General features: G+C 63.8%; 12 protein-coding genes. 6 read left to right on the forward strand and 6 right to left on the reverse strand.

Features of this window, described 5'->3' with window-relative positions; genetic code table 11:
• Positions 1-68 precede the first annotated feature (68 nt).
• The 5 genes from NKI17_RS04665 (at position 69) to NKI17_RS04685 (ending at position 4628) form a co-directional block, all read left to right on the forward strand.
• A complete protein-coding gene (locus NKI17_RS04665) occupies positions 69-836 on the forward strand; it encodes an SDR family NAD(P)-dependent oxidoreductase (RefSeq protein WP_023679862.1) in 768 nt (255 codons plus the stop codon).
• Positions 836-1786 carry a 2-dehydro-3-deoxygalactonokinase gene (locus NKI17_RS04670; RefSeq protein ID WP_031212749.1) on the forward strand — a complete coding sequence of 317 codons (951 nt, stop codon included), beginning with the start codon at positions 836-838 and terminating at the stop codon, positions 1784-1786. Before NKI17_RS04665 ends, NKI17_RS04670 begins: the two co-directional genes overlap by 1 nt.
• Positions 1783-2421 carry a 2-dehydro-3-deoxy-6-phosphogalactonate aldolase gene (locus NKI17_RS04675; protein ID WP_023679860.1) on the forward strand — a complete coding sequence of 213 codons (639 nt, stop codon included), beginning with the start codon at positions 1783-1785 and terminating at the stop codon, positions 2419-2421. The genes NKI17_RS04670 and NKI17_RS04675 overlap by 4 nt, the downstream gene beginning before the upstream one ends.
• Positions 2421-3302: an SMP-30/gluconolactonase/LRE family protein gene (locus NKI17_RS04680; protein WP_352620807.1), complete on the forward strand. Its 882-nt coding sequence runs from the start codon at positions 2421-2423 to the stop codon at positions 3300-3302. Before NKI17_RS04675 ends, NKI17_RS04680 begins: the two co-directional genes overlap by 1 nt.
• Positions 3303-3569: 267 nt before the next feature.
• Complete coding sequence (locus NKI17_RS04685; protein ID WP_352620806.1) at positions 3570-4628, forward strand: D-alanine--D-alanine ligase family protein; 1059 nt, start codon at positions 3570-3572, stop codon at positions 4626-4628.
• Here NKI17_RS04685 and NKI17_RS04690 read toward each other — a convergent pair.
• From NKI17_RS04690 to dnaK, 6 genes are all read right to left on the reverse strand, one after another.
• Positions 4625-4912, reverse strand: a complete 288-nt coding sequence (locus tag NKI17_RS04690) for a DUF1330 domain-containing protein (RefSeq protein WP_023679856.1) — start codon at positions 4910-4912, stop codon at positions 4625-4627. The two genes, NKI17_RS04685 and NKI17_RS04690, sit on opposite strands and share 4 nt — an antisense overlap.
• Before the next feature lie 29 nt (positions 4913-4941).
• Entirely contained in the window at positions 4942-5655 is a 714-nt protein-coding gene (gene pyrF / locus NKI17_RS04695; RefSeq protein WP_023679855.1) for an orotidine-5'-phosphate decarboxylase, read from the reverse strand.
• Positions 5652-6248 (reverse strand): NADPH-dependent FMN reductase, encoded by a 597-nt coding sequence (locus tag NKI17_RS04700; protein ID WP_352571544.1) that lies wholly within the window; start codon positions 6246-6248, stop codon positions 5652-5654. Before NKI17_RS04700 ends, pyrF begins: the two co-directional genes overlap by 4 nt.
• A gap of 60 nt (positions 6249-6308) precedes the next feature.
• A complete protein-coding gene (gene pmtA, locus NKI17_RS04705; protein WP_023679853.1) occupies positions 6309-6914 on the reverse strand; it encodes a phospholipid N-methyltransferase PmtA in 606 nt (201 codons plus the stop codon).
• A 117-nt stretch (positions 6915-7031) separates the two neighbouring features.
• Positions 7032-8162 (reverse strand): molecular chaperone DnaJ, encoded by a 1131-nt coding sequence (gene dnaJ / locus NKI17_RS04710; protein ID WP_023679852.1) that lies wholly within the window; start codon positions 8160-8162, stop codon positions 7032-7034.
• A gap of 213 nt (positions 8163-8375) precedes the next feature.
• A complete protein-coding gene (dnaK, locus tag NKI17_RS04715) occupies positions 8376-10292 on the reverse strand; it encodes a molecular chaperone DnaK (RefSeq protein ID WP_023679851.1) in 1917 nt (638 codons plus the stop codon).
• A gap of 571 nt (positions 10293-10863) precedes the next feature.
• Here dnaK and NKI17_RS04720 point away from each other — a divergent pair.
• A complete protein-coding gene (locus NKI17_RS04720) occupies positions 10864-12825 on the forward strand; it encodes a hypothetical protein (protein WP_023679850.1) in 1962 nt (653 codons plus the stop codon).
• The last annotated feature ends 1 nt before the right edge of the window (position 12826 follow it).

Genomic DNA, 12826 nt, shown 5'->3' on the forward strand with positions numbered 1-12826 from the left:
GCCCGCCCGACATGGCTGGATAGGATGCGCGCCGGCCGACCGCGATCATTGGACCGGGAGAGAATTTCATGATGCCATCGGCACGCTTTGCCGACCTCGAAGGCGCTTCGGTGCTGATCACCGGCGGCGGCTCCGGCATTGGTGCTGCCTTGACCGAAGGTTTTGTCCGCCAGGGGGCAAAGGTCGCCTTCATCGATATCGCCGACCGTCCGAGCCTGGCGCTGGCCGATCGGTTAGACAAGGAGCTCGGCCGGCGGCCGTTCTATCTCAAGACCGACATACGCGACATCGAGGCATTGCGGGTATCAATCGCCAAAGCCGCCGAGGCGCATGGCAACGTGACCGTGCTGGTCAACAATGCCGCTCAGGATGACCGTCATGCCGTCGAAGACGTCACGGTGGAGTTCTGGGACAACAACCATGCCATCAACCTGCGCCCGCATTTCTTCAGCGCACAGGCGGTGGCGCCGGGCATGAAGCGGGCCGGCGGCGGCTCGATCATCAACTTCACCTCGACGTCGTTTCTCATCAACCATCCCGATATGCCGGCCTACACCGCCGCCAAGGCCGGCATCGTCGGTCTCACCAAGGGTCTTGCCGGCAAGCTCGGCGTCGATGGCATCCGTGTCAACGCGATCGCGCCCGGCTGGGTGATCACCGAGCGGCAGAGAAAGCTCTGGGTCACCGAAGAAGCGCTCGCCGCTCATGTCGCCAAACAGTGCATCAAAGAGGTGATGCAGCCGGAAGACATTGTCGGCACCGTGCTGTTCCTGGCGTCGGATGCCTCACGCATGCTGACCGCGCAGATGCTGATCGTCGATGGGGGGTTCCTGTGATCTCATCGAGCAAGGCAGCTTCCGTCGCGGCCGTCGACTGGGGCACCACCCGTATGAGGGTCTGGCTGCTCGACGGCGCCGGCAAGGTTCTCGCCGAGCGGCGCGGCGATGACGGGCTGATCACCGCCCAGGCTAAAGGATTTTCGTCCATTCTTGAAGGGCATCTGGCTGCACTGGGCGCAGCCGAGGCGCTGCCGGTCATCATTTGCGGCATGGCCGGTTCGCGCCAGGGCTGGCTGGAGGCGCCCTATGTCAGCGTGCCGGCGCCGATCGGCGCTATTCTCGCCGGCGCTGCCCGCATCCCCGGCCAGCGCCGCGACATCCGCATCGTGCCCGGCCTTGCCCAGCGTCTGGCCGACGCCCCGGATGTCATGCGCGGCGAGGAGACGCAGCTTGCCGGCGCCGGTTTGCCGGCAAAGGGACGCCATGTCGTCTGCATGCCTGGCACGCATTCGAAATGGGTGCTGGTCGAGGACGGTGCCGTTGCCGGTTTCGGCACCTGGCCGACCGGCGAGCTGTTTTCGGTGCTGGCCGCGCACTCGATCCTGCGCCATTCGCTGGGCGAGCCGCCGAAGCCGGTTGCCGCCGAAAATCCATTTTTCCGGGAGTGGTGCCTGAAGGCGTTGGCCGAAGGCGGTGACATCGGTTCAAGACTGTTCTCGATCCGCGCCGCCAGCCTGCTGCAGGATCTGAAGCCCGAGGATGCCGCCGCGTGCCTGTCCGGCCTGCTGATCGGCGGCGAGATCGCTTCGGCAAATCGCCGTTATGGGGCGAGTGCCGTGCCCGTCGTGCTGATCGCGTCGGGCGCACTTGGCACGCTCTATGCCGACGCGCTCGGCCTTGCCGGGCTCGCGGTCAGGGTGGTCGACGCCGACGAGGCGGTGCGTGCCGGTCTTGCCGAAGCCGCGCGCGAAAATGGCATGATCGCCGGAAATGGAGTTGCCGCATGACAGAGACCGCACCTTTTCCAAAGCTCGAGCGGGGTCTGGTCGCCATCCTGCGTGGCCTCAAGCCAAGCGAGGCGGTGGCGATCGGCCAGGCGATCTTCGGCGCCGGTATCGAAGCGATCGAGGTGCCGCTCAACTCGCCCGATCCTTACGCCTCCATCGCCAGCATTGTCGGAGCGCTTCCTCCAACAGCCTTGGTCGGTGCCGGCACGGTGCTCAGCGCCGCCGATGTCGACGGCCTGCACAAGGCCGGCGGGCGGCTGCTGGTCAGCCCCAATATCGATGCCGAGGTCATGGGCCGTGCCATGCACTACGGCATGGTGACGATGCCCGGCGTGTTCACGCCGACCGAGGCATTTCAAGCAATCCGGCTCGGCGCCTCGGCACTGAAATTCTTCCCGGCGAGCGTGCTTGGCGCGGCGGGCATTTCGGCGATGCGCGCGGTGCTGCCGGCCAGTGTGCTGGTCGGCGCGGTCGGCGGCGTTTCGGATAAGGATTTTGCCGGCTACAAGGCAGCCGGCGTCAGCGTCTTCGGTCTTGGCTCCAGCCTGTTCAAGCCGGGCATGAGCGTCGACGAAGTGGCAGCGCGAGCGAAAGCCGCAGTTCAGGCCTGGGACGCGGCGTTTGGAGTGGCATGATGAGCGAGACCATTGTTTCGGTTTTTTCCGACCATGTCTGCCAACTCGGGGAGGGACCAAGCTATGACCCTGCCACCGACACGCTCTACTGGTTCGACATCGTCAACGGCCAGCTCCTCGAACAGCGCCTGTCGGGCGGTGCCGTCAAAATCCACGAGCTCGGTCAGATGGCCAGCGCCATCTGCATCATCGACGACCAACGCCAGCTGATCGCCACCGAGACCGGTCTGCATGTCCGCGACGTCGCGACCGGCAAGCTGACGCTGCACACGCCGATCGAGGCCGACAATACGGTCACCCGCTCGAACGATTCACGCGTTCACCCTTGCGGCGCCCTCTGGGTCGGCACCATGGGCAAGGGCGAGGAGAAGGCCGCCGGTTCGATCTACTGGTTCTTCAAGTGCGAGCTGCGCCGGCTCTATGCCGACGTCACGGTGCCCAATTCGATCTGCTTTTCCGAGGATGGGACGATCGCCTATTACACCGACACCAGCACCGGGCTGTTGATGCGCGTCGGCTGCGATCCGGCGACCGGCCTGCCGGTTGGCGAACCGAAGGTCTTCGTCGACCACCGTTCGGCCAAGGGCTATATCGATGGTTCGGTGCTCGACCGTGACGGCATATTGTGGAACGCCTGCTGGGGCGGCAGCGTCGTCGAAGCCTATGGACCCGACGGCAAGCTCGTCCGTTCGGTGGCGATGCCGGCGACGCAGCCTTCCTGTCCGGCTTTCGTCGGCAGGAATGCCGACCGGCTGGCGGTCACCTCCGCCTGGTCGGGCAAGAGCGAGAAGCAGCGCCTGCTCGACCCGCAAGCCGGCATGACATTTATGCTCGACATTCCAGTCAATGGTCGCTTCGAGCCGCGTGTGCTGATTGGCTGACCATGATCCCGAAAAGTGGGAACCGGTTTTCGGAAAAGATCATGGTCAAACAGGAAGATGGCGCCGTTGCTGTCGTGCAGGCGTCCGGCTGACGTCGGTTCCGCGAAAGCCGAATGCATTCGCCGTGCGATGCTAGAACGGTTCATCGTTTCGCGGGAACGCTGAACCGCTCTATCTCTTTGTTTTGACGCAATTCCGGACGGAAAACCGTTTCACACTTTTCCTGGAATTGCTTTAGCAATCGTGCTGCCGGGAAATCGTTCGATCATGTCAAGCCGCAAGCCGAAGCTGATCCTTGTCTACGAGCCAGAAAAGGCTTGCTTCGATCGGCTGGTTGCCGATAACCACGTGCCGGAGCGTGCCGCCGAAATTGCCTCCTATCTGGCGCAATCGACCGATATCGCTGCTGAATTCGACGCACTTGCCGCCGCTTGCCAGAAGCGCGGCCCGTCGTTTGCGCCGGTGGCGCTCGACGACGCCGCAAGCGTTCTCGCCGGCGAGGACCCGAAGACCACGCTAGTCTGGACGCTGACCGACGGCATCGCCTATTTCCGCGGCGGCGCGGCACCAGCTCTGGCACGGCTGAACGGCCTGGAGGCGATCGGCGCCGACGATGCGCTTTTCGCGCTCTGCCAGGACAAGTTCCGTTCAGGCGCCGTGCTCGGCGCGTTCGGCTTGCCGGTGCCGCAGGCGGGCCTTGCCCGTGACGGCGCCTGGCTGGTCGCGCCGCCGGCTTCGCCCGCCGGCTGGTTCGTCAAGCCGAACCGGCTCGGCGCCAAGATCGGTATCTGGCCCGATTCGCGCTGCCACGATCTCGGCCATGCGCTGGAGCTTAGCCGGCGCGTCTTCGCCGCCTATCGCGACGATGTCGTCGTCCAGCCCTATGTCGCCGGCCGCAACGCGCGCGCCAGTTTTCTCGGATTGAGGCCGGATACCGGCGTCGAGGCGCTGGGCATCGCCTTTGTCGATTCAGGCGGCGATTTCCAGACCATGCAGGACAGCCTGGCGCTTTACGGCAATACCGGCGAAGCGGCCAAAGCCACGGGAAATTACGCCGAGCCGTTGCTGCTGCCGGTCGCCGGCAGCCAGCCTCTGGCTGATGCAAGGATCCGCAACATCGCCGAAAGCCTGATGGTCGGGCTTGGCCTGCGGGATGTGTTTTCCATCGATTTCCGGGTCGAAGCCGACGACAGCGTCCACCTCATCGAGTTCGAGGTCTGCCCCGGCCTGCCCTGCTTCGATTTCCGCGATTACTGTCGCCAGCAATGGGGCTTGAGCCTCGCCGATACGATGGCGGAGGCAGCGGCGAACCGGCTTCTCGCCTAAATCCCCTCGACCAGCACGATTTCGCCCTCGGCCACCTTCTGGCGGATCGCGACGGCGCGCTGGTATTCGGGAGAGTGGTAGCAGTCATGCGCCGCCGCAAGCGACGGAAACTCGATGATCACGTTGCGGTCGCGGCCCGGCCCCTCGGCCTTCTCATGCGCGCCGCCGCGCGCCAGGAACTTGGCGCCGAAGCGGTCGAAGGCCGGTTTGGCAGCTGCGACATAGTCCTTGTAGCCTTCCGCATCGCGCACGTCGACGCGAGCGATCCAGTATCCCTTGGGCATGGCATTTCTCCGAAATGGTTTTGGGGATGTTACGCGGAGCGCATTTCGTCAAGGATGGCTTCCGCCGCCGCCCGCCTGTCGGCCGCACCGACGATCGGCCGGCCGACGACGAGATGGCTGGAGCCGTTACGGATCGCCTGCGCCGGCGTCACCACCCGCTTCTGGTCGCCATGGTCGCTGCCCTTCGGCCGGATTCCCGGCGTCACGACCGCCAGGTCGGGGCCGACGATGCGGCGCACCGCCTCAGCTTCCTCGGCCGAGCAGACGATGCCGCCCATGCCGGCATGCAGCGCCTGCTCGGAGCGCCTCAGCACCAGTGTATGCGGATCATACTCATAGCCGGCGTCGATCACGTCCTGCTCGTCCATCGAGGTCAGCACGGTGACCCCGAGCAGGCAAAGGTCGCTGCCCCTCGCGGCCTCGACCGCCGCCTTCATCGTCTTCGGATAGGCATGGATGGTCAGCATGCTCATGCCCATCCTGGCGATGTTGTCGACCCCCTTGGCAACGGTGTTATCGATGTCGAGGAGCTTCATGTCGAGAAAGATCCTAGTGCCGCCGCTGGCCAGCTCGCGGGCGAAATCGAGCCCGCCGGCAAAGGCGAGCTGGTAACCGATCTTGTAGAAGGAGACGATCCCGTCGAGCTCGCGCACCGCTTTCTCGGCTTCCTTCAGCGTCGGCAGGTCGAGGCCGACGATCAGCCGTTCCTGCATCGTGTCGGCATGCGCGGCGTCCGGGATCATGCCTCGATCCGCGTCGACAGCATGCGCGAGGTTTCGATCAGCGTTCGGCATAGGTGCTCCATCGATTGGCGTAGTCTTTCGTCCCGGAAGTTGCCCTCGTCGTCGAAGGCGTAGCCGCCCTCCGGCACCGAACACTCCGGTGTCACCACCTCCATCCGGCAGCGTACCAGAACGGCGCGCAGATGGTTGATGCAGCGTATCCCGCCGAAGGGTCCGTTGGAAGACGAGCAGAGGCCGGCGACCTTGCCGGCAAGCGGCCTGAACGTCCGGCCGCCATCCTTGCGCAGCTGGCTCACCCAATCGATGCTGTTCTTGAGCAGCGGTGGAATGGAGCCGTTATATTCGGGCGTCGCGATCAGCAGCCCGTCATGGGCGGCGATCATCCGGCCGAGCTTGACGGCGTTTTCGGGAATGCCTTCGTCCTTTTCCAAATCCTGGTCGAGGATCGGCAGCGGATAGTCGGCGAGCGAGATGCGGGTCACCTCGGCGCCCTGCATGGCAAGTTCCTTCTGTGCCACGTCGGCGGTCCTGCCGCTATAGGCGCCGCTGCGCAACGAACCGGCGACGACGAGAATTTTCGGGATCACAGCCATGGGTCTGCCTTGTCACCCGATGGGTATAAGACAAGTGCTATTCAAACCCAACGCTTCAATTCATGCGGCCCCGCGTCGGTAGATCCAAAGCTGCGTCGGCGGAATGTTGCGGATGACGAAATGGAAATGCTCGACCGTATAGTCGCCGCGGCCCGGCGGGATCGGCGACAGCGGCCCGTAAGTCAGCTGCACGATCGGCCGGCCCGCCGGGATACGGTCGAGCAGGCTCTCGACATAGGCGATGCGCTGGGCGACAGGGAAATTGAGCAGCGGCACGCCCGATATCACAGAATCGAAGATCAGGTCGCGCTTGTCGCCAAGCGTCGCGTCGAGATTGAAGGCGTCGCCCTCGATGACGTTGACGCCTGGATAAAGCTGGCGCAGATGGCGCACGAAATCAGTGGAATATTCGACCGCGTAGAGGTTCTCAGGCTTTATGCCCTGGGCGAGGATGGCGCGTGTGATGACGCCTGTACCGGGCCCGACCTCGAGCACCGGCAGGCCGGATGTCGGATCGACGATCGAGGCCATCTTGCCTGCGGTGATGGAACTGGTCGGGACGATCGAACCGACCGCCTTCGGCTTGTCGATCCAGCCCTTGAAGAACTTCAGCTCGTCGTCGAACTTTTCCGCCAGCGTCTTTCGCAGTCCGGGACTACGCGTCATCGAAAGTCCTCCTCAACGCTCCCTCGCATGCTACTTAACAGTTACGAGGTGCAAGACAAGTCGAATCCCCGGATAAGGTGTTGATGACGCTCGGGAAGCGTTTTCCAGGGATCAGCTTCAGTGCTCGCCGAACGTTTCGAAAAAGTCTTTCATGCGGGCGAAAAATCCGCTCGACTGAGGCGAATTGTCCTTTGAGGAAAGCTGCTCGAATTCCTCCAGCAATTCGCGCTGACGGCGCGAAAGGTTCTGCGGCGTCTCAACCACGGTCTGGATGTAGAGGTCGCCGATATTGGGCTGGCGCAGCACCGGCATGCCCTTGCCCTTGAGGCGGAACTGGCGACCGTTCTGGGTGCCTTCCGGCACCTTCACCTTCGTCTGGGTACCGTCCAGTGTCGTCACCTCGAACGAGCCGCCAAGCGCTGCCGTCGTCATCGAGATCGGCACCTTGCAATAAAGATCGGCCCCGTCGCGCTGGAAGAATTCGTGCGGCTTGACCGCGAGGAAGATGTAGAGATCGCCCGACGGGCCGCCGCGCAGGCCGGCCTCGCCCTCATTGGCCAGCCGGATGCGGGTGCCATCCTCGATGCCGGCAGGGATGTTTACCGACAGCGAGCGCTCCTCGGTGACACGGCCCTGGCCGGCGCATTTCGGGCACGGATCCTTGATGGTCTGGCCGCGCCCCTGGCATTGCGGGCAGGTGCGCTCGATCGAGAAGAAGCCTTGCGTGGCGCGCACCTTGCCGTGGCCGTTGCACATCGAGCAGGTGACGGGCTGGGTGCCAGGCTTGGCGCCGCTGCCCGAGCATTCCGAGCAGGAGATCGAGGCTGGCACCCGAATCTGCGCGGTCTTGCCGGAAAATGCCTCTTCCAGCGTAATTTCCATATTGTAGCGCAGGTCGGCGCCGCGCTCGCGGCCGCCGGACGAGCGGCGCTGGCGCCCGCCCATCATGTCGCCGAAAATGTCTTCGAAAATGTCGGCGAAACCGCCGGCGCCAAAGCCTTGCGCCCCGCCATTCATACCGCCGTGCTCGAAGGCGGCGTGGCCGAAGCGATCATAGGCGGCGCGCTTCTGCGGGTCCTTCAGTGTCTCATAGGCTTCGTTGATTTCCTTGAACTTGTGCTCGCAGGCATGGTCGCCTGGGTTGCGGTCGGGATGGAACTGCATGGCGAGCTTGCGAAAAGCGCTCTTGAGCTCCTTCTCGTCGGCGCCCTTTTGCACGCCTAGCGTTTCGTAAAAATCAGCTTTCATGTTTTCCCGCAGTCCGGATAGTCAACGTCTTGAAGCATCGTTGCGTCGTTTGCCGGCACGCTGTTCCGATTTAGGTGTGATGGAGCCGCGATGCCAGTGTCTACGAGGCTTTGTCCGCATTTTTTCGGGCAGCTCAGCGTTTTTCCGGCAAAGGGTTGCAAAAAAGCCCGGCTGTGCGCCGGGCTTTTTCCCTTACCTGTACCGTCAGGCGGTTCAGGCCGACTTCTTCTTCTCGTCGTCTTCGTCGATTTCCTCGAAGTCGGCATCGACGACGTCACTGTCCTTGGCGGCATCAGCCTTGGCGTCGGCCTCGGCGGCTTCCTTCTGCGAAGCCTCGTACATGGCCTGGCCGAGCTTCATCGAGACTTCGGCGAGCGTCTGCGTCTTGGCCTCGATCTCGGTCACATCGTCGCCTTCGGCAGCGGTCTTCAGCGCCGCGATCGCATCGGCAATCGCCGTGCGGTCGGCCTCGGAAACCTTCTCGCCGTATTCCTTCAGAGATTTCTCCGAGGAATGCACCAGCGCCTCGGCCTGGTTGCGGGCCTCGACCAGCGCGCGCCGCTTCTTGTCGGCTTCGGCATTGGCCTCGGCGTCCTTGACCATCTTCTCGATGTCGGCGTCCGAAAGGCCGCCGGACGCCTGGATGCGGATCTGGTGCTCCTTGCCGGTGCCCTTGTCCTTGGCCGAGACGTTGACGATGCCGTTGGCGTCGATGTCGAAGGTGACCTCGATCTGCGGCACGCCGCGCGGCGCAGGCGGGATGCCGACCAGATCGAACTGGCCGAGCGCCTTGTTGTCGGCGGCCATTTCACGCTCGCCCTGGAAGACGCGGATGGTCACCGCCGACTGCGAATCCTCGGCCGTGGAGAACACCTGGCTCTTCTTTGTCGGAATCGTCGTGTTGCGTTCGATCAGCCGAGTGAACACGCCGCCCAGCGTCTCGATGCCGAGCGACAACGGCGTCACGTCGAGCAGCAGCACGTCCTTGACGTCGCCCTGCAGCACGCCGGCCTGGATAGCGGCGCCCAACGCGACGACTTCATCCGGGTTGACGCCCTTGTGCGGCTCCTTGCCGAAGAACTGCTTCACGATCTCCTGGATCTTGGGCATACGGGTCATGCCGCCGACCAGGACGACTTCGTCGATTTCGCCGGCCTTCAGGCCGGCATCCTTGAGCGCCGCCTTGCAAGGATCGATCGTGCGCTGGACGAGATCCTCGACCAGGCTCTCGAACTTCGCCCGCGTCAGCTTCAGCGTCAGGTGCTTGGGGCCGGTGGCATCGGCGGTGATGAAGGGCAGGTTGATCTCGGTCTGCGTGGTGGACGACAGCTCAATCTTGGCCTTTTCAGCCGCTTCCTTGAGGCGCTGAAGGGCGAGCTTGTCGTTCCGCAGGTCGATGCCCTGTTCCTTCTTGAACTCGGCTGCCAGATATTCGACCAGACGCATGTCGAAATCCTCGCCGCCGAGGAAGGTGTCGCCATTGGTCGACTTCACCTCGAACACGCCGTCGCCGATTTCGAGCACCGAAATATCGAACGTGCCGCCGCCAAGGTCATAGACGGCAATCGTCTTGCCTTCCTTCTTGTCCAGTCCATAGGCAAGCGCGGCCGCCGTCGGCTCGTTGATGATGCGCAGCACTTCGAGGCCGGCGATCTTGCCGGCATCCTTGGTCGCCTGGCGCTGGGCGTCGTTGAAATAGGCCGGAACGGTGATGACCGCCTTCTCGACCTTCTCGCCGAGATAGGCCTCCGCCGTTTCCTTCATCTTCTGCAGGATCATCGCCGAGATCTGGCTAGGCGACTGCTTCTTGCCGCCGGCCTCGACCCAGGCGTCGCCATTGTCGCCCTTGACGATCTTGTAGGGGACAAGCTTCTTGTCCTTCTCCGTCACCGGATCGTCGTAGCGGCGGCCGATCAGGCGCTTGACCGCGAAAATGGTGTTCTCAGGATTGGTAACCGCCTGGCGCTTTGCCGGCTGGCCGACGAGGCGCTCGCCGTCGCTGTTGATGGCGACGATGGAAGGGGTCGTGCGCGCGCCTTCCGCATTCTCGATGACCTTGGATTCCTTGCCGTCCATGATGGCGACACAGGAATTGGTTGTTCCCAGATCGATACCGATTACTTTTGCCATTTCTCTAATCTCTCCGCTAAGCAGGCTCTCAGGACCCGTACAGGCGTTCCGACGAAAGCCCCTGTTCACAAGAAATTCCGCTCCGGCAACCGGCATTCGGCGCTGGACGGCTTGGCGCGTATATAAGAACAGGCTGCGTGGCGCGCAAGCATTCTGCGCAAGGCGTTCACCTTTCATCGCGGTTGATCGGATTCGGGACCGGCAGGCCCGTATTTTCCGGCGGTGATCCAGCCGGCCCGGCCCCCGGCCCATGAACCTTTCCGCCTCGCCCCGCGACTGACGCTCAGGTGCCGCGTGGTGCGGCCCCGGAAAGGAAAGCCCCATGACCACAGATCCAGAGGCTCCATGGTCTCCGGGAACAGCAGGAACTCAGCGCGACCATCGCCTTCGGGACCGGGTCGATGCGCTGGGCTTTTCGCTGGTTCCGTTGACCCTGCGCGGACGCAGGCGTATCGTGACGTTGAGGAAAGCAGACAATTCGATCAGGGATGAACGTGCCGGAACGCCGCGCCTTGCCCTGATTTGCGCGCCGGGACCGGATGCTTCTCCCATGACCTGTGGGGGGAGATCCATGTCTTGCGACCACGGCGCGTTCGTGCGCTCTCGTGCCGGCCGTTTGCGCCGCGCCATCCAGGCTGCCAGCGGATTGTCGATCTTGGCGCTCGCCGCTGGGCTCTGGCTCGGTGGCTCGGCCCAGGCTCAGGAAACCCAGATCATCTATCCCGGCTCAATGGCAGTGACCGGATTCTCCGGCACCATCATTCCCAATTTCGAGGAAGGCCTGCCGCCGGGCGTCGATCCCGTCGACGAAACCTTCATCGACACGGCGCGCGCGACCTTGCGCATCTTCGACGTCTCAAGGCTGGGCGGGCCGGCGTCTGGCCAATTGGTCTTCACCCCGCCACCGTTCGAGGTCACGGCCGGGCAAATCGGCCAGGTGTTCGGCATCACCTACGACGACGGCGTGCGCGACGGCGTTCCATCGGCCATTCCAAACCTCTATGCCGGCGCCACGTCGCTGCACGGCATCCGCATAGTCACGCCAGACGGCGACGCCGACGGCCGGCCGGAGCGGCAGCGCCGCGGCACGGCTGACGCGGTCTTCATGGACGGCCAGTTCGGCACCGAAAACGGCGGCGGCTCCGGAACGATCTGGAAGATCGACGGCATCACCGGCGCCGTCTCGAAATTCGCCGATATCGACGCCAATAGCGGTCCCGGCATCGGCGACGTCACTTTCGACAATATCCACCGCCAGTTCTTCGCCAGCGATCTCGACACCGGCCTCATCCACCGCATCGACGCCAATGGCGCGCTGCTCGACACGTTCGACCACGGCATAGCCGGCCGCCCGGCGCACGGGCTTGCCGCCCTTGCCGACGACGGCTCGGTGATTGACATCCAGGGTGCTGCCTTCGACAGCGAGGACCCCGACAGCTGGGGCTACACGCAGGACGAGCGCCGCGTCTGGTCGGTCGCCTATCGTGGCGGCCGGCTCTATTATTCGGTCGGTGATAAGGCGGAGATCTGGTCGGTGGGCGTTGCCGGCGACGGCAGTTTCGCCGGCGACCCGCGCTGGGAACTGACGGTCAAGGCCGACAAGGATTACGCGGTCACCGACATCGCCTTCGACAACGAGGGCTTCATGTACCTGGCCCAGCGCGGCCCGGTGGAGAACCGCTACGACTACAGCCAGTTCGCCGATTCCGGCAAGGGTGAGGTCATCCGCTACTGGCGCGAAAATCCGGACGATCCGGCGACGGAATCGGCCTGGGTGGAAGTGCCGCAGGAATATGCGGTCGGCTTCCCGCAAGACAACCGACAGTCGGCCGGCGGCCTCGACCTGCAATATGGCTACGATGCCGAAGGCAATCTCGATACCGGCGTCTGCACCGACACGCTGGTCGATACCGGCGACAAGTTGCGCGACAACCCGGAGCTTGCCGAACAACTCGCAGCCGGCGGGCCGCTCGCCGTGCACGGCGTGCAAATCACGCCGACGGCACTGGTCAAGCCGGCCAACATGCCGCCTTTCGGCGCGTGGTTCGTCGACTTCGACAATTATTTCGAAGACCCGGAAGTCGAAGGCCATGTCGGCGACGTCGAGGTCTGGCGCCCCTGCGAAGGCCGTGCCGGCTATTACGAGCAGGTGCCGGGCGGCTATCTGCCACCGTTCTATCCGCCGGACTTTCCGCCCCCCGGCAATCTGCCTCCTTGCCTTGATGTCGAGGATGTCAGGTATTTCTGCACGCCCCCCGGCCTCGAGGCCGATCTCTATCTCCATGACCATGCCGGCTTTGGCGGCGATTCGATCAAGGCTCTGTCCAGGACGCCTGGCGTTGGGGTGACTTCACCTCTGTCGCATGCGCCCGGCGCGCCATACACGATCGGCATCACCGGCCATTACCCTGGCGATACGGTCGATGTCGGGCTCTGCTTCTACAGGCAGTCCGATAGCGACAAGGGTGGCTACTACCCTTGCTGCAAGATGACCTTGCGGCTCAGAACCCCAGCCGTCAGCTGCGAACCGTGAG

It is taken from the genome of Mesorhizobium sp. M0816 (genome assembly GCF_040320005.1).
In the GTDB taxonomy this organism is placed as follows: domain Bacteria; phylum Pseudomonadota; class Alphaproteobacteria; order Rhizobiales; family Rhizobiaceae; genus Mesorhizobium.